Source organism: Ruminococcus sp., from assembly GCF_016283395.1.
In genome coordinates, this window is the sequence record NZ_JAEEMU010000037.1 from 150,560 (window position 1) to 167,891 (window position 17,332).

A 17,332-nucleotide genomic window follows, 5' to 3' on the forward strand; every position below is an offset into this window, starting at 1 on the left:
TTCATACATTTTCGGGGACTTCATTATAATCCGGATTTGAGAATCGTGTATACTGACCGTCCCATATCAGCTCGACTGTACCTGTTTCACCATGACGGTTTTTAGCTACAATACATTCCGATATATTCTGACGCTGACTTTCTTTGTTGTAATATGCTTCACGATAAAGGAACAGAACGATATCTGCATCCTGCTCAATAGAACCAGATTCACGAAGGTCAGACAGCATAGGTCTTTTATCAGTACGGCTCTCCACCGCACGAGAAAGCTGTGAAAGAAGTATTACAGGTACATTTAGCTCTTTTGCCATTACCTTTAATTGACGGGTTATTTCACTGATAACAGTAACTCTGTTATCGGAATGTGAAGTTGATTCCATAAGCTGTAGGTAGTCTATAATTACTAAGCCGAGATTTTTAGTTCTTCTCAGCTTTGCTTTCATCTGTTGAACGGTCATACTTGCAGTATCGTCGATGTAAAGGGGGATAGTGCTGAGATATCCTGCGCTTGTTGCGAGTTTTACCCAGTCTTCACCTGTTATTCGACCGTTTCTGAGCGTATTTGACTCAACAAGAGCTTCTGTTGAAAGAATTCTTGTTGCAAGTTGTTCCTTTGACATTTCGAGATTGAATGTAACAACTTCTTTCTCAGAACGTCGCGCTACATTTGTAGCAATATTCATTGCAAAAGAGGTCTTACCCATACCTGGTCTTGCAGCAATAATGATAAGGTCGGACTTATTTAGTCCTGAAGTTATGCTGTCAAGAAGTGTGAAGCCTGTTCTTGCACCAACATATTTTTCTTTATCGGGACCCGATATTTTGCCAAGTCTGTCATATGCTTCTGCAATTGCATCAGAAAGCGGAACAAGTCCTTTGACATCTCTGCCCTGTCTTATATCATATATTTTCTGCTCGGCAGCATCAAGAAGAAGCTGTGCATCTTGTTCACCTGACTGTACATCATCAAGTATAGCTCTTGCAACATAGCTGAGACTTCTGAGAAAGTATTTATCTGCAACTATCTTACAATAACTTTGTATGTTAGAAGTAGAGGGGAGCAAATTGCCTATTTCAGCAAGGTATCGTCTGCCCTCGGCAGGACTTTCAAAAATATGCTGTTTTTCAGCTTCGTTGAGCACTGTAACTATATCAACAGGAAGACTCATAGAGTTCATTTGCAGCATTATAGAGTACAGTGCTTTATGCTGCTCATTGTAAAAGTATTCAGGCTTTATCAGTTCAATTACATCTGAAAGAACTGACGGCTGAGAGATTATAGCACCAAGAACGGACTGTTCAGCCTCAATACTGTGAGGGAGCTCCCGTGTCGAGAGCAGGATCTCATTTTCATCCATATTATCCACCGATCAGCCTTCGCTGACTTCTACATAAATAGTATCGGATATTCCATTATAAAGCTTTATAGTAGCTGTATAAGAGCCGAAATTCTTTATATCTGTACTGAGTGTGATCTTCTTTTTGTCTAACTGTACACCGAATTGCTTTGAAATAGCCTCAGCAACGTGTGCAGCTGTTACTGACCCGAAAAGCTTGCCGTTAGAACCTGCTTTTGCAATGACATTAACTTTCTTACCTTTAAGTTTTGCGGCAGCTTCTTTTGCAGCCTGAATGTCCATATCGATCTTATGCTGAGCAGAAGCCTGAGCTCCTTCGAGTTTGTTCATATTTTCAGCAGTTGCCTCTACCGCATAACCCTTTGGGATAAGCATATTACGAGCGTAGCCGTCTGCAACATTCTTCAATTCGCCTTTTTTTCCTGATCCTTTTACGTCCTGTAAAAAAATAACTTTCATATCTATACCGACCTTTCTTTTTATGATTCCGAACTGTTTTTACGACAGTCGTCAATAGCATAAATAAGTGCTTTAACTGCATCTGCGATCTCAACATTTTCAAGCTGAGTAGCTGCCATTGTCTGATGACCGCCTCCGCCGAGCTGTTCCATTATTATCTGGACGTTGAGGGCTCCAAGTGAGCGCGCAGAAATATTAATAGTGTTTGCTGTTCTGTAGATCACAAACGATGCGTCAACATCGGTTATGCTAAGTAACTCATCTGCTGCCTGAGGTGCAACTAATCTGATATCGTCTGACTCAAAATCAGCTGCTGCAATTGCACAGTGATTATGTATCTTTGCAGATGCTACTATCTGAGTTTTTCTTCTGTAAGAATCAATTGAATTTGAGAAGAGGAGCTTTACAGCTACGGTATCTGCACCAAGTTTTTTCAGAAAAGCTGCCGCTTCAAATGTTCTGACTCCTGTTCGCATTACAAAATTCTTGGTGTCAAGCATTATTCCTGCAAGAAGAGCATCTGCGTGGCAGCTTGCGATCTTTTCATCAGAATTGTAATTAAAATACTGGATTATCTCTGTTACCATTTCAGAAGCTGATGAAGCGTATGGCTCATGGTGGAAGATAACAGCGTCATCAATGAAATTTACTGTTTTTCTGTGATGATCCACTACAACAACAGAATGAGCTTTTTCGTAAAGTAAACGGCTTTCAACATAATCCTTATTATGAGTATCTACAATTATGAGGATATCATTGACACCTATCATGTTTTCAGCTTCAGCTGGAGTTATGAACAGACCGCAGTCAGTTTCTGCGTCAATTGTATCAATGAGATTGGAAGCGAGATTTTTAGTGCGGTCAACTGCTATATAAGCTTCTTTGCCAAATATTGATACAGCTCCTGCAAGTCCGCAGGCAGCTCCTACAGAATCAAGGTCACCAAAGCGGTGTCCCATAATAAACACTCTTTCCGAACTCATTATCAGATCCTGAAGAGCGTTTGCAATGATCCTTGTCTTTGAACGGGAACGCTTTTCAACGCCCTTTGAAACTCCGCCAAAAAACCTGTATCCGCTCTCTGTTTTCACGACAGCCTGATCTCCGCCTCTGCCGAGTGCCATATCAAGACACTGACGCGCGATCTTTTCACTTTCGGAAAGGGAAGAAGCTCCCTGACCTACGCCTATAGAGAAGGTGAGAGGGTATTTTCCAGCGATCTTGATGTTTCTTGCAGCATCAAGAAGCTTGAATTTACCGTCAATAACTTCTTTAAGGTGACGATTTTCCAGAACAGCAAAGAAAGTATTTGCAGAAGTCTTTTTTATAAAGCCGTTCGTTGTGCTCATAAAGTTTTCAATGAGCTTTTCTGTCTCTACCGAAGTCTGAGCCTTTTCGCTTTCTTTAGCGTTCTGCATTATATCGTCATAATTGTCGATTGTAATGACTACAACATTAGGATGAGATTCATCCATATTTTTCTTTATACTATAATAACTCGTATCATCGTGGAAATAGAGGACAAGAAAAGACATATCTTTTTTTGTGAACTTTTCAGTCGTAACATTATAGATACAGCCATTCAAAGGACAGAGTGCAGAGCCGTTTGCTATAAGCGACTCAAGGTCTATCTTTACAAATCCTTCAAAGTCATGTCCGTATACATCTTGTCCAAGACCGATCTTTTCAGCAAAGATCTGATTGTACCATACAAATTTTTTATTATCATCTATAACGGCAACAGGTGCAGGAAGTGAATTCATGAATTCGGCAGCTGAGCTTTCCAGATGCTGATTCATTTTTGATATTCGACGCATTGCGTTTCTTGAGTAGATGATAGTATAGACAATACAAGCAAAGATAAATGCCACAGCTGAAATAAGAACTATGTTAATGACTTTATCATTGTGGTCTATCAGCAGAAATGTGCTCGTCAAAGCTCCGAGTGCAAGCAAATGAAGAATCAGCAAAACTGCCGGAAATTTATTTTTCAACTTAAATCTCCTTTCGGAAAATCATGTCTCCATAATTATAGGAAGTATCATAGGGCTGCGCTTTGTTTTCTGATAAATGTAATCAGAAAGTGCGTCACGAAGCTTGCCCTTGAGGGAATTCCACTCTCTTAATTCGCTTGCAGAGCAGTTAGCAAGGGTATCGGTGAGAAGTCCCTTTGCTTCTTCCATAAGTTCTTCTGACTCACGGACATATACAAATCCTCTTGATATGATATCAGGACCTGCAACAATCTCGTTTGTGCTTCTTTCAATTCCTATAACGATTATGATAAGACCGTCCTGTGCAAGATGTTTTCTATCCCTGAGAACAATAGAGCCAACATCGCCGACGCCAAGTCCGTCAACAAGAACTCGTCCTGCGGGCACCTGAGATACGATCTTCATTGTATTGCCGTCAGTTTCTATTACATTGCCTATCTCAGCTATTATGACATTTTCATTTGGGAGTCCCATTTGTTTAGCGAGATCTGCGTGCTTTTTCAGATGCTTGTATTCACCATGAACAGGGATAAAGAATTTGGGCTTTGTCAGAGCCTGCATGAGTTTAAGTTCTTCCTGACAGGCGTGACCTGAAACGTGAACTTCATACATAGCCTCATAAACTACCTCAGCACCGGATTTCATCAGCTCGTTAACGACTCTTGTAACAAACTTTTCGTTACCTGGAATAGGAGTTGCAGATATGATAATGAAATCCATAGGGGTAATGTTAACCTTTTTATGGTCGTTCATTGCCATTCTGGTGAGAGCGGACATTGGTTCGCCCTGACTTCCTGTAGTTATAAGGACTATCTTTTCACTCTCATAGCGGTTCATCATTTCAATGTCAATGAATATACCGTCGGGAACGTCAAGATATCCCAGCTCAATAGCAGTATTTATAACATTTACCATGCTTCTGCCGAATACAGCGACTTTTCTGCCGTATCTTTCAGCGCAGTTGACGATCTGCTGAACACGGTGGATATTTGAAGAGAATGTTGCAATAATGATACGCTTTCCTTCACCTTTCTGGAAAAGCTTATCGAATGATTCACCGACTGTACGTTCGGAATGTGTATAGCCCGGACGCTCGGCATTTGTCGAATCAGCCATAAGTGCAAGGACTCCGCGGCTTCCAAGCTCACCAAATCTTGCAAGATCAATTATTTTACCGTCAATAGGGGAATAATCTACCTTGAAATCGCCTGTATGAACGATAACACCGGCAGGAGTGTGGATAGCCATACCTACAGAGTCAGGGATAGAATGGTTGACTTTTATGAATTCAACAGCCATACAACCCATTTTTACTGTTTTCTTTGGCTCTACGATGTTAAGGTTGACCTTTCCGTAAAGTCCCTGTTCCTTGAGTTTACCCTCAATAAGCCCGATAGTAAGACGTGTAGCGTATACAGGAACGTTGATTTTTTTAAGAAGGTAGGCAAGTCCGCCAATATGATCCTCATGACCGTGAGTTATAACGATACCTCTGATCTTTTCCTTGTTGCGCTCAACATACGTGAAATCGGGTATTACAATGTCAACACCCGGCATATCAGCATCAGGAAAGGCGAGTCCGCAGTCAAGAATGAAAATATCGTTTGAACACTCAAATACGGTCATATTCTTACCGATCTCGTTTAGACCTCCGAGAGGTATTATTTTTACAGGAGTCTTTTTGACTTCCTTTGGCTTTCTGCCTGCTTTTGGTTTGGCAGCAGCAGTTGGTTCAGCCTTTACCTTTTTTTCGGTTACTGTTTTCTCTTTCGCAGATGTTCTTTTTCTGTAGGTTCTCTTAGGCGCAGCTGCTGAATTCTGCTTCGCCTTTGTATTTTTTTCCTTTTCGTTCACTATATGACCTCGCTTTCAAAAATAGGGAAAACTTCCGCATGAACGCTGCGAAAGCCAAAAATATGTAGAAAGCCCCGGAACGGATTAAACAAAACTAACCATTATTTACCATTCTGTTTCAGAATCGGGATACAAAAATGGCTAAAATCGGCGATAAAAAGACTGACCACATACAAACAGGCGAACGTACAAACTCGTTGGTATCTGAGCCAAACCTGATGAAAATATGTGACCAATTTAATATTTGATTTCCGAAGCAAAAAAATACCGCGAATCGCCCTGCGGTTTTATATCTTAATGACGTTTTTCGCCATAAAAGCCTTTATAAATATACATAAACGTACTGCTTAAAAATGAGCAGACAGAATTATTCACACTATAATTATACAAAAACAAAATGCTTATGTCAATAGCAAAAAGCCTTTGAAACCAACATTTGGCAAAATATATAAATTTTTATATTCGGTTGAATTTATTGTGGTATTAGATAATTATTATATGCTGTATAATCTCCTTATATTAAAACAAACACTAATATCAGTTATTGACCTAATCAGATTGTTTTATTCTTTCCACCTTATTTATTAGCAGGATAAGTCCTACAATGTTAATAAAAGCCATTAATCCGTTAAAAATATCGGATATAGTCCATGCTTTATCTGCTTTAATAATTATACCGACAGCGGTAACAAGCGAAAAAACGAAGGAAAATGTATTCTTGGATAATTTATTGCTTAGAAATAAAAATGCTGTTTCTCCGCAATAATACCAGCCGATGATCGTACAAAAAGCGAATGTTGTCATTAATACAGCAATAACGAAGCATGAATTATCACCTAAAAAGTTAAGGAAAGCTTCTTCAATTGTATTGTTTTGGGACGCAGAAAGAACCGTGAGTGCGGTAAGAGTACAACAAATCATCGTATCTATAAATACTTCAAGCATACTGCACATTCCTTGTAGTTCGGCGTTTTTACAGTTATAGGACGAGCTGTGAAGAATAGGAGAACTTCCGAGTCCTGCTTCATTTGAGAATACACCGCGTCTTATGCCTGCTGAAATAGCCTTAGATATACCATATCCAGTTATTCCGCCTATACATTTGCTGATACCAAATGCTTCTCTGAATATACTTAGAAAAACGCTTGAAAGCTCAGAACGTGTTTTGTACAGAACAACAATACATATTGCAGCATATAGAGTGGTGGCGAACGGAAGAAAAATCTGCGCGGCTTTTTCAATCCTTTTAGATCCTCCTCGAACTACAGGAAAAACAATAGTAAATGCAATTATTGATAAATGAAACTTGCTGATCCCTGTACAGTTTATTATACTTTCGGACATAGCATTAGCCTGTACCATTCCACCCATTCCGAATGATGCCAGCAGACAGCAGAAGGCAAATAGTTTTGCAAGTTTTCGGCTTCCGATGCCTTTAGTCAGATATGCCATGGGTCCTTTTAACGTTTTATCACTGTATTTTGCGGAAAGCCAATTCTCAGCATATACAGTAGCCATACCGAGAAAGGCTGAGAACCACATCCAGAATACAGCCCCTGCTCCGCCAATCGCAATGGCTGATGCAACTCCTGTAATATTGCCTGTTCCCATTGCTGTGCCAAGAGACATACAAAGTGTTTTGAACTGAGTTTTTCTTATTTCCTTGTTGCGTGAACTTCTTATAATGTATGGGATCAATCTGAACTGGACAGCTTTCAGTTTTACAGTGTATACCATGCCGATAATTACTAGCAAAAAAATAAGACCTTTGCCCCATATCATACCATTTATTCTTTCGAGCATATGTATCATTTTCTCCTGTTTTATGCGTTAAAGTTTACAATTTATCTTTAATTTTCCTTTTACATTAAATAATATTTGTGATATAATAAAAATATACTATGAAAGGGGGAGGAGAATGAAACAATATGTACCTGACAGGCGCTGTCTCAGCACATTGCGTCTTATTATTACTGCGATAGCTGTAATTATTATTGCAGCAGCAAGATATTTTTTGCCGATGGATAACGTAGTATTTTATATAAATCTTGGTACGATAGCAGTCGCTTGCTTTGAGATGTTTGTTCATTTGCCCCTTTATTTTTCGTCAATAAGCTATATTGCAACAAAAAGCGAAGTAATAAAAAGTAGCGGCGTTTTTATAAAAGTACATCAATCAGTAAGATATTCCTCGGTTCAGTATACAACTGTTATAAGCAGTCCCTTTTCTCAGTATACGGGATTTAATTTTATAATATTCTTTGTTTACGGAGGACAGCTAAGACTGCTTTTTCTGAAACAGGCTGATGCCAAAGAAATAATCAGGCTGTCAGGAACTATTAACATAAGGGGTGACAGGCATGTACCATGAACACCCTATAAAGATGCTGAAATACTCCTTCAAGAACATCTGGCTTCTTGTATTTCCACTTATGCGCGGTATATACACATACCATTTTGATAAAGACTGGTTCTACAGCTGGGTGAAAGGTGCATGGTTCGATATTGCCGTACTCGGAGCTATTCTTGTTTTTGGCTTTGTCAGGTGGTTCTTTTCACGGATAGACTTCACAAGTGATGAGATAGTTCATCGTGACGGAGTTTTTGTCAGAGTCAATACGTACATTCCATATAAAAATATCAGTTCTACAACGGCAGAGCAGCCTTTTTATCTTGCTCCGTTCAAAGCGATAAGATTTCGCTGTGATACCCGTGCAGGAATATTCAAGACAGTTGACATGAAGCTTATTGTCGGGAAGAAAGCGTTTGATGCAATAATGCTTCATATGCCTGATATCAATGAAAAGAAAAAAATAGAAGGACTGCCGCAGATAAATATGCTGTCAGTACTTCTTTTTTCGATATTTTTCTCCAGTGGCTTCTCGGGCACTATTTATGTTGCTACATTTTTCTTCAAAGGTGGAGATATTGCATATAATATCATAAGTCGTTCTCTTAATATTCTTACAGCAGGTACAGCAAAAATTACAGAAAAAATGCTTCTGAAAATACCGACAGCAGCTCTTTTTATTGGTATTTTCTTCATCGTTTCATGGTTTTTGTCGTTTCTGGTGAATATTTTCAGATATGGCAGATTTGTTATAGAATGTGATAAGAAATACATGAAGATCGGCTACGGTATCCTTAACAGGAAGGAATATCGCATAAAAACTTCTCATATCAATTATACCGATCTTAGACAAAATCTTATTATGAAAATGTTTGGTGCGGTTGCGGTAAATATTAATTGTCCGGGATATGGAGCATCAAAAAACAGACTTCCTGTGCTTTTGCCGGTGAAATTTGAAAAAAATCTCAGTAAGGAACTTAACGCGATAGGAATATACAGCGGAATAAAAAATGATTACAGTGCTCAGCCTGCGGGAATAGGCTCATATCTGCTTATACCGCTGTTGGTCACAGCTCTTATAATACCGTCACATGATTGGATAGCAGAGATGTTCCCTCGTTTTGCCGAGCTTTCTTTTTTTATTGCAGTAATGCTTGAAATTCCTTCCGTATGGTTCATAATAGTGAAGTTTACTGCTTTAATGACCAGCGGAGTTGCTTTACATGATGATAAAATAATGATCCGCTGTTCAGTATGGACGAGATTTCACACTGTTGTTTCTGAAAAAGACAAAATAATCAAAATCGAGCTTGAGCAGAATTTATTACAGGCAATGAGCGGACGATGTGCAATGAGCATATGGTTTGAGGGAGAGGAGCACAGGAGATTTAAGATAAAAGCTATGAAAGCTGATGAAGTTCGTAAAATCGCCAAAAAGCTTGGGTATGAACTTGGAAATAAAGTTAGTGCTTGACTTTTGATGCAAAAAATGATATCATTATCAAGTGAGTAGACTATGCGGTAGCGGAAACGTTTTAGTTTATGAGGAAAGTCCGGGCATCACAGAGCAGGATAGCTGCTAACGGCAGCCGAGGGCGACCTTAGGGCAAGTGCAACAGAGATATACTGCCGTCAGTATTGGCGGTGATGGTGGAAAGGCGAGGTAAGAGCTCACCAGAGTGCTGGAGACAGTACTGCTATGTAAACCCTATTCGATGCAACGTCTATTGGTGCTTGTTATCTTAACGTCTGCTCGGCGGATAATAAGTAATGACGGCTTCAGCTTGTCGGCGACGATAAGCGTAGATAAATTACCGCACACGACAGAACCCGGCTTATCGGTCTGGTCACAAAAAAAGAGAGCATATGCTCTCTTTTTTATTTATGTTTTAATCTCTCCACATTTTTCTGTATGAAAAGCAGGTGAGGTTTTCAGCCTTTTTAAATTGTCTTGCGAAGTAGCTTTGATCGTTAAATCCGCATAGATGAGCTATTTCTTCCACTGATTTATCAGAAAAACGAAGCAGTTTTTTTCCGTAATTTATACGTGCGTTGATGATATGCTGGAATATAGTTTTACCGTATATCCTTTTATATTCTCTTGTAAGATAGTATTTGCTTATGTAGAACTGCGATGAAAGCTTCTCCAAAGAAAGATCTTCTGTAAAATGATCGTCAATATAGTTATTGACTGCTGCAAGCTTCTGTTTAAGGGCGGAATCATATTGTTGATCTGTTATATTTACAGAAAGTGCAAGTGTAAGTATATCAACGATATATTTGGATGTAACGATCTCTGCATCAGGTTCTTTTTTCTCATTAACTTCCAGAATATCAGTTATTGCAGAAACGACTTTGTCAAAAAAAGCAGGTCTGAAAACATTTTTTGACTGGGAAATAAAGTAATCATAGTACTGCTGAGAAGTACCGCCGTTGAAGTGTATCCAAAGAAGCTCCCACGGATCCCTTTCCGAGCTTTTATAGAAAAAAGGAGATCTACAGTCTATAAAGAAGCAATCGCCTTTAACGAGCTGAAAGTTTTCACCGCCTATAGAGAGTTCACCTTTACCGCTTATAACTGCAACAATAAGAAATGATTCCAGAGCTTGTCTTTGTATCGCAGCAGCATCTTCGGTTTTAGCAAAGCCAACTTCCTGTACATAAAAGAAAGTATTCTTTGCAGACGGACTTGGCGTACAAATTATTCTTTTGGAAAGCTTGCTGCTGAATATTTTATTCTCAACTTTTTCCACGTAAGCACATCCTTTTCATAACAGAGCAATATTGTACTAATATTATATCACGAAGTAACATATAAATCAATATCTGCTTGGGAATATCTGTTATTATTTCAAAAAAAGCAAAGTGATAATAATTATGATCATTCCTATGAACACTAGCTTTTTTCTGTATTTTGACAAATGCTTTTTTTCTTGTTTGTCAGGAATAAGAGCGGATAAAATACGCTGAGCTTCCTTCTGGGATATTGCTTCGGGCAATATCGTTACATTTGGTCTTACATAGAGAACTGCTTTCTCAAAATAGAGACTGTCAGGATTATTGATCTCTATTATTTTCTTATTTACGCCTTTTATCATAGTACCTCCGATGAAAATATTTACCGAAAGTATTGGCTAAAAATAAATGTTTATTCACTTTGCTTGGAAATACTGCGGATATAATGGAACAGATACTGCTGGGCTATACCTGCATCTTTTTTTGCAAATTCAGGAAATCCGTTTGGGTAATACTCTGCAAGGACTCTTTTTATCCATACATCTATTGGGAATGCTTCCGTTCTGTACATACCAAACAGAAGAACACATTCAGCAACCTTTGGCCCTACGCCTTTTATTTGCTTTAAAGCACTTCTTGCTTCATCTATTGGCATTTTTGATATAGCTGAAAGTTCAATAGTACCGTTTGCTACCTTTGATGCAGCATCTGCAATATATTTGGCTCTGAAACCGCTGCGAAGATACGATAGAGAGTCGGGAGTTTCAGCTGAAAGCTTTTCATAGTCAGGAAATCTGCCGTGATAATTCTCGCAAAGCCTGTCTATTATACCTTTTATTCTCGGGATATTGTTGTTTTGGGAAATAATGAAGGAAATAAGACACTCCCAGCTATCCTGCCTTAGCAGACGAATACCGCCTGCAAATTTACAAGCTTTTGAAAGAGTCTCATCTTCCGAAAAAGTCTTTTTTAACTCGGAATAATCTGTCTCAAAGTCGAAGTAGTTTATCCATTTTGAAACAAAATCATTTTCATCGGTATTATGAAAAATAAAACTTCCTTTGTCAGTCTGTGAAATAGTGAGCTTATTATTAACAAAAGCTCCCTCATATGTACATATGTGATCAGACGGTATCTTCTTCCAGCGGAAAGCCTGTCCGCAGTCAAGAGTCTCATCAAGATCAAGATCGGGTTCGTAAACGATAATATCATTTCCCTGTATCCTGTAATCCATATTTTTCTCCTTTAAATATAGTTATATATCTAAACAAAAAATCTTATACTTGATTTTTCATTTAAATTATACTAAAATATAATAGAGAATACAATAGCAAGGAATGATTTTTTTGAAAAAATTTTTATCTTCCATAATTTTTGCAGCTGCTATAGGTATGATTTTTAGTGGTTGTTCATCAAAAAGTGACACCAAAGAAAGCCGTGTAGAAGCAACAAGCCAGCCTTTTACCGAACGTGAAGTGGAGTCAGCTGACGGTACATATATTTTTGATAAAGCTAATATCCTCGACACCGAAACTCTAAAAGCCTGTAATGACTATGCAGGCTGGCTCTATAAAGAGAAGCTTATAAATACAGCCGTTATAACAGTAAATGATCTTGATGGAAAGTTCCCTTATGATTATGCTGCCGAAGAATTCAATAAGCTTTACGAAGGAAAGGGAAGCGGTCTTGTTATTCTTATAAATAACGATACAAAATATGATTCTGTGTTCAGATCAGGTGCCTGTCTGTACGGCATATCCGATAAAGCAGAGAATAATGCTGTATACTGGGAAACTAAAGAGGTATTCAAGGGCGATTACCGTTCTGCTATATTGCGACTTTTGCAGCTTGGCGAGCTTTGTCCTACACACGTTATCGACAATGCACAGGTATTTGACTCGAATCAGCTGAACAAGATCGAAAAAACGCTTAGTTCATGCAAAGAAGATGTAACAATAATTGCTTCACATAATGGTTCGGAAACGTCTAATGAACAGATACTTCAGCAGTATTATGACCGAAAATATAATAACGATAAAGGCATAATGTTTATGCTTGATACGATATCAGGAAAGGTGATCGTCCATTCGTCTGAAAAGATTTCTTCTGATATTGAAAAAGCACTTAAAGATGCAAATGCATTGTCTTCAAAGGGTGATAACTACGGAGCTGTCAACAAAATTCTTGAAGCTCTGAAATAAGCCTTAATACTAAATGAATAAATAATAATTACATGATCATATACCATTTTTATAAGGAGTTGGTACAATATGCCGCCTGTTGGAGGTCCCAGAGGAATGGGATATCTTACCGATGAAGAAAAGAAGAACAGACCTAAAGTCACAAAACAGCTGCTGAAAAGAATATTTTCCTATTTAAAGCCTTATTGGAAACAAATGGTGATAGTACTCATTGCCATTGTCATTTCTTCGATCCTTACTCTTTTGCCTTCAGTCCTCACCGGTAAGATAATTGATGAAGGACTTATAGGCAGAAGTCTTAAAAAGCTTATATTCTTTATTGTTTTATCTCTTGTTGTAACTCTCGGTGCAAATCTTATAGGTGTACTTGAAAGCTATATGAATACATGGATAGCTCAGCATATAACTTATGATATGCGCAATAAAATGTATCTGCATCTGCAAAAAATGTCACAGAGATTTTTTACTTCCAATAATCAGGGTGATATAATAACACGTATGACCAGCGACATTTCGGGAGTTCAGCAGATAATAACAAATACACTTACAAGTATACTTTCAAATTCTATCACGCTTATTGTTGCGATGATAGTAATGTTCAGACAAAACTGGGTACTTGCAATAGTCGGAATACTTGTTGTACCGTTGTTTGCTATCCCGACAAGAAGCGCAGGAAAGACAAGGTGGTCTATAACTAAAGAATCACAGGCTTGCAGTGATGAAATAAACGGTATCCTGAACGAGACTATGTCAGTAAGCGGTCAGCTTCTTGTAAAGCTTTTCGGCATGGAAAAGACAGAATACGAAAAGTATGAAAATGTAAACCGCCGAATGATTAAGCTTAATATACGCGAAGGTATGGCAGGACGCTGGTTCAGAGTAGCTCTTACAACTTTTTCAAGTATCGGTCCAATGCTTATATATCTTGCAGGCGGAATACTTATGATGAAGTTTGATTCAGATCTTACTGTAGGTGATATTACTGTACTTGTTGCACTTCTCGGCAAAATGTACGGACCTGTAAATCAGCTTCTCAATATACAAGTCGATTGGATACGTTCAATGGCTATGTTCACACGAATTTTTGAATATTACGATATGCCTGTTGAGATAGAGAATGCTCCCGATGCTATAACTCCTAAAGAAGCACCCGAGGGAAAAGTCGAGTTTAAAAACGTTGGATTCTATTACGATAAAGAACGTCAGATACTCAGTGATATAAACTTTTCTCTTGACAGTGGAAAATGTATTGCAGTTGTAGGTCCGTCAGGTTCGGGCAAAAGTACACTTGTAAATCTTATACCGCGTCTTTATGATGTTACGGCAGGCAGTGTACTGTTTGACGGTACAGACGTGAGAATGCTTGATCTTGCATATTTGCGCAGCCATATAGGTATAGTAAGTCAGGAAACCTATCTTTTTAACGGAACAATTCGTGAAAATCTTCTGTATGCAAAGCCTGATGCAACAGAAGAAGAGCTTATAAATGCTTGTAAGCAGGCTAATATATACGAATTTGTACAGAAACAGGAAAACGGGCTTGATACTGTTGTCGGCAACCGTGGTTTAAAGCTTTCAGGCGGCGAAAAACAGCGTATTTCCATTGCGCGAGTTCTGCTGAAAGATCCTGCACTTATGATATTTGATGAGGCTACTTCGGCTCTTGATTCTATATCAGAGCAAAAAATACAGGATGCTATCGAGCCTCTTATCTCGTCACGTACAAGTATTCTTATTGCGCACAGACTGTCAACTATACTTGCAGCAGATGAGATACTCGTAATAAAGGACGGTATTATCACAGAAAGAGGTACACACAGTGAGCTTGTAAACCGCGGTGGAGTCTATACAGAGCTCTATAAAACACAGTTCAGTAAAGCTGAAACAGGTGCAGAACGTTTTGAATATACGGAAGGTGAAGATTAACATTGCTTTCATGAAGGGAAGGATATGCTATGAGTGAAAAGGATTTTTACATAGAAGCATTTGATAATTTGCCTGCACTTGCTGATAACAGCGAGTCAGTTAAGGAAAAATTCGCTCACGTTTTCTATGATTTTTTACAATTGTCACATCTTTATGATTCAGCTATAGAAGTAGTAAAAACATATCTTGGCATACTTGATAATGAATTCAGCGTAAAATTTCAAAGGAACCCGATACATAATATTGAGAGTCGTTTGAAATCTCCTCAGTCAATAATAGGAAAGCTTCAAAAAAAGAATCTACCCTTATCTACAGAGGCTGCACGGAAAAATCTTCTTGATCTTGCAGGTATAAGAGTTACCTGCTATTATATAACTGATATATATGCTATCGTTGAGATGCTTTCAAGACGTGATGATTTTACAGTGATAAAGCGAAAGGACTATATAAAAAATCCAAAACCAAGCGGATACAGGAGCTATCACATGATACTAAATGTACCTGTATATTTATCTACTCACAAGGAATATGCTCCTGTAGAGATACAGATACGTACTATGGCTATGGATTTCTGGGCGAGTCTTGAGCACCAGTTGAAATATAAGACTTCCTCAGATATTCCACACGAGATATCAGAGGAACTGAAAGAATGTGCAGAAAGAATTGCACAGACGGATCTGCAGATGCAGAATATATATATGCAGATCAAAGATATGGAATAGAATTATAAAAGCTCATCGAAAACGATGAGCTTTTTCGGCATAAAAGTATTTTAAATAATCCGATTTACAAAAAAATCCCCGTTCACAAACACTCTGACTAATGTTATAATATTAAAGTCATCAGTCATAAAAGAAAGGAGCATAAAAATGTTCGGGGTAGTTAAAAAAATAAAGCGTGAGGTCATAGATAAAACGATCTATATGGAAATATTTGGCGATAACAAAGTTGCATACAGAGTTTTAAGCGGAAGAATGAGGATATTTGATGATGAAGTTATTACATACGGCATAGAAGTTATCGACCACAGAAATGGTCATAAAGAGATAATATCTGATTTTTCACGAAATATAGAAGATGCAGTAGCTTTTGCGGAAATGCTCATAAGTCTGAAAGTAAGACCTTGCCAGCTTTACAGCAAAGCACTTGATTATTTACGCGTATCCATATAAAATTTACTTTTTGGGTATGGACAAATTGATTTTTTTATGATATAATATCAAATTGAATGGTAAATAGCCATATCTGGAAAGGAGAGATCGCATTGGCTGAACTTAAATACGAGATCACAGAGAAATTGGGTGTTCTTTCTGAGAACGCTAAAGGCTGGACAAAAGAGCTTAACATGGTAAGCTGGAACGAGCACGAACCTAAGTACGACATTAGAGAATGGTCTCCTGATCATTCAAGAATGGGCAAGGGCGTAACTCTTACAGCAGACGAGCTTGCAGAGCTTAAAGAGCTTCTTGCAGGAATTGACCTTGATTCTTTTGAATAAGCATAAAAAAGCAGCTCATTGAGCTGCTTTTTTCTTATTTCAATATTGCTTTTCCGCCAAAATATGCAAGTACAAGTACTCCGAGTACTATTCTATACCAGCCAAATACCTTGAAATCGTGTTTTTTGATATAGTCCATGAGGAACTTGATAACAAAAACAGATACTAAAAATGCAACTATCATACCGACCAGAAGTACTGCAAGTTCGCTTCCTGTAAAGTCAAAACCGAACTTTACAAGCTTCAGCAGACTTGCTCCAAACATTACAGGAACAGCAAGATAAAATGTGAATTCAGCAGCAACTGTACGCGAAACACCAATAAGGAGAGCACCGACTATAGTTGCGCCTGAACGTGATGTACCCGGGAATATTGCAGCTATAAGTTGAAAAATACCGATGATAAATGCTGCTTTGTATGTAAGCTCAGCAATTGTATTTATCTTCGCTTTTTTGCCTTTGTTCCAGTTTTCAACGATAATGAATGCGATACCGAATACGATAAGTGCTATCGCAACAGTCCAGGGATTGTAGAAATGCTTATCTACCCAGTCCTCGGTTAAGTAACCTATTACAGCAGCAGGTACACAAGCAACAAGGACCTTGAACCACATCTGGAATATATCTGTTTTTACCATTTGGCCGAAAGGTGATTTATTCAGCGGATGCTGATTATCTTTTTTACCGAACGGCCAGAGCTTTTTCCAGAATATAACGACAACAGCCATGATTGCCCCCAGCTGTATAACAACGTCGAACATTTCCTTGAATTCATCGGATTTATCGAGTTTCAGAAATTCTCCCACGAGGATAAGATGACCTGTACTGCTTATCGGAAGCCATTCTGTAATGCCTTCTACAATACCAAGTATGATTGTTTTGATTATCTCCCAAAACATTATGTAAGTTTCCTTTCATATAAAATACAGATGATATTATAACATATTTAAATCTGCGT

General features: G+C 38.3%; 16 protein-coding genes and 1 other RNA gene. 8 read left to right on the plus strand and 9 right to left on the minus strand.

Annotated elements, in window-relative coordinates; genetic code table 11:
* Nucleotide 1 precedes the first annotated feature (1 nt).
* The 5 genes from dnaB to QZZ41_RS06465 form a co-directional block, all read right to left on the minus strand.
* The gene (gene dnaB, locus QZZ41_RS06445) at nt 2-1,357 is read right to left on the minus strand and encodes a replicative DNA helicase (protein WP_074713913.1); all 1,356 of its coding nucleotides are present in this window, start codon (nt 1,355-1,357) and stop codon (nt 2-4) included.
* 12 nt (nt 1,358-1,369) lie between these two features.
* Nucleotides 1,370-1,816, minus strand: coding sequence for a 50S ribosomal protein L9 (rplI, locus tag QZZ41_RS06450; RefSeq protein WP_295069625.1), 447 nt, complete (start codon nt 1,814-1,816; stop codon nt 1,370-1,372).
* 20 nt (nt 1,817-1,836) lie between these two features.
* On the minus strand, nt 1,837-3,810 hold the full coding sequence (locus QZZ41_RS06455) for a DHH family phosphoesterase (protein ID WP_295069627.1): 1,974 nt from the start codon (nt 3,808-3,810) through the stop codon (nt 1,837-1,839).
* A gap of 21 nt (nt 3,811-3,831) precedes the next feature.
* On the minus strand, nt 3,832-5,664 hold the full coding sequence (locus QZZ41_RS06460; protein WP_295069629.1) for a ribonuclease J: 1,833 nt from the start codon (nt 5,662-5,664) through the stop codon (nt 3,832-3,834).
* Nucleotides 5,665-6,213: 549 nt separating this feature from the next.
* Nucleotides 6,214-7,467 carry a sodium:alanine symporter family protein gene (locus tag QZZ41_RS06465; RefSeq protein WP_295069631.1) on the minus strand — a complete coding sequence of 418 codons (1,254 nt, stop codon included), beginning with the start codon at nt 7,465-7,467 and terminating at the stop codon, nt 6,214-6,216.
* Between the two features lie 115 nt (nt 7,468-7,582).
* Between QZZ41_RS06465 and QZZ41_RS06470 the strand changes: the two genes are divergently transcribed.
* The 3 genes from QZZ41_RS06470 to rnpB all read left to right on the plus strand — a co-directional run bounded on the left by QZZ41_RS06470 (nt 7,583) and on the right by rnpB (nt 9,868).
* Nucleotides 7,583-8,035, plus strand: coding sequence for a PH domain-containing protein (locus QZZ41_RS06470; protein ID WP_295069633.1), 453 nt, complete (start codon nt 7,583-7,585; stop codon nt 8,033-8,035).
* Nucleotides 8,025-9,488, plus strand: coding sequence for a PH domain-containing protein (locus QZZ41_RS06475; protein WP_295069635.1), 1,464 nt, complete (start codon nt 8,025-8,027; stop codon nt 9,486-9,488). The genes QZZ41_RS06470 and QZZ41_RS06475 overlap by 11 nt, the downstream gene beginning before the upstream one ends.
* 32 nt (nt 9,489-9,520) lie before the next feature.
* Nucleotides 9,521-9,868, plus strand: an RNA gene (rnpB, locus tag QZZ41_RS06480) — RNase P RNA component class A.
* A gap of 35 nt (nt 9,869-9,903) precedes the next feature.
* On the opposite strand, the gene QZZ41_RS06485 is transcribed toward rnpB, so the two are convergent.
* The 3 genes from QZZ41_RS06485 to QZZ41_RS06495 form a co-directional block, all read right to left on the minus strand.
* Nucleotides 9,904-10,767 carry an AraC family transcriptional regulator gene (locus QZZ41_RS06485; RefSeq protein ID WP_295069637.1) on the minus strand — a complete coding sequence of 288 codons (864 nt, stop codon included), beginning with the start codon at nt 10,765-10,767 and terminating at the stop codon, nt 9,904-9,906.
* A gap of 93 nt (nt 10,768-10,860) precedes the next feature.
* Nucleotides 10,861-11,112, minus strand: coding sequence for a hypothetical protein (locus QZZ41_RS06490; protein ID WP_295069639.1), 252 nt, complete (start codon nt 11,110-11,112; stop codon nt 10,861-10,863).
* A gap of 50 nt (nt 11,113-11,162) precedes the next feature.
* On the minus strand, nt 11,163-11,984 hold the full coding sequence (locus QZZ41_RS06495) for a DNA glycosylase (protein ID WP_295069641.1): 822 nt from the start codon (nt 11,982-11,984) through the stop codon (nt 11,163-11,165).
* A 112-nt stretch (nt 11,985-12,096) separates the two neighbouring features.
* Here QZZ41_RS06495 and QZZ41_RS06500 point away from each other — a divergent pair, with 112 nt between their 5' ends.
* From QZZ41_RS06500 to QZZ41_RS06520, 5 genes are all read left to right on the plus strand, one after another.
* The gene (locus QZZ41_RS06500) at nt 12,097-12,951 is read left to right on the plus strand and encodes a TPM domain-containing protein (RefSeq protein ID WP_295069642.1); all 855 of its coding nucleotides are present in this window, start codon (nt 12,097-12,099) and stop codon (nt 12,949-12,951) included.
* A gap of 69 nt (nt 12,952-13,020) precedes the next feature.
* Complete coding sequence (locus tag QZZ41_RS06505) at nt 13,021-14,877, plus strand: ABC transporter ATP-binding protein (protein ID WP_295069644.1); 1,857 nt, start codon at nt 13,021-13,023, stop codon at nt 14,875-14,877.
* Nucleotides 14,878-14,906: 29 nt separating this feature from the next.
* Nucleotides 14,907-15,599 (plus strand): GTP pyrophosphokinase family protein, encoded by a 693-nt coding sequence (locus tag QZZ41_RS06510; protein ID WP_295069646.1) that lies wholly within the window; start codon nt 14,907-14,909, stop codon nt 15,597-15,599.
* A 147-nt stretch (nt 15,600-15,746) separates the two neighbouring features.
* Complete coding sequence (locus QZZ41_RS06515; RefSeq protein ID WP_295069648.1) at nt 15,747-16,049, plus strand: DUF6514 family protein; 303 nt, start codon at nt 15,747-15,749, stop codon at nt 16,047-16,049.
* Nucleotides 16,050-16,141: 92 nt separating this feature from the next.
* Nucleotides 16,142-16,375 (plus strand): PC4/YdbC family ssDNA-binding protein, encoded by a 234-nt coding sequence (locus tag QZZ41_RS06520; protein ID WP_028516597.1) that lies wholly within the window; start codon nt 16,142-16,144, stop codon nt 16,373-16,375.
* A 34-nt stretch (nt 16,376-16,409) separates the two neighbouring features.
* On the opposite strand, the gene QZZ41_RS06525 is transcribed toward QZZ41_RS06520, so the two are convergent.
* The gene (locus tag QZZ41_RS06525; protein WP_295069675.1) at nt 16,410-17,276 is read right to left on the minus strand and encodes an undecaprenyl-diphosphate phosphatase; all 867 of its coding nucleotides are present in this window, start codon (nt 17,274-17,276) and stop codon (nt 16,410-16,412) included.
* Between the last annotated feature and the right edge of the window lie 56 nt (nt 17,277-17,332).

Coding starts and splice junctions, on each gene's coding strand:
- dnaB (WP_074713913.1), bottom strand. CDS start 1,357: ATGGATGAAAATGAGATCCTGCTCTCGACACGGGAGCTCCCTCACAGT.
- rplI (WP_295069625.1), bottom strand. CDS start 1,816: ATGAAAGTTATTTTTTTACAGGACGTAAAAGGATCAGGAAAAAAAGGC.
- QZZ41_RS06465 (WP_295069631.1), bottom strand. CDS start 7,467: ATGCTCGAAAGAATAAATGGTATGATATGGGGCAAAGGTCTTATTTTT.
- QZZ41_RS06470 (WP_295069633.1), top strand. CDS start 7,583: ATGAAACAATATGTACCTGACAGGCGCTGTCTCAGCACATTGCGTCTT.
- QZZ41_RS06475 (WP_295069635.1), top strand. CDS start 8,025: ATGTACCATGAACACCCTATAAAGATGCTGAAATACTCCTTCAAGAAC.
- QZZ41_RS06490 (WP_295069639.1), bottom strand. CDS start 11,112: ATGATAAAAGGCGTAAATAAGAAAATAATAGAGATCAATAATCCTGAC.
- QZZ41_RS06495 (WP_295069641.1), bottom strand. CDS start 11,984: ATGGATTACAGGATACAGGGAAATGATATTATCGTTTACGAACCCGAT.
- QZZ41_RS06505 (WP_295069644.1), top strand. CDS start 13,021: ATGCCGCCTGTTGGAGGTCCCAGAGGAATGGGATATCTTACCGATGAA.
- QZZ41_RS06510 (WP_295069646.1), top strand. CDS start 14,907: ATGAGTGAAAAGGATTTTTACATAGAAGCATTTGATAATTTGCCTGCA.
- QZZ41_RS06515 (WP_295069648.1), top strand. CDS start 15,747: ATGTTCGGGGTAGTTAAAAAAATAAAGCGTGAGGTCATAGATAAAACG.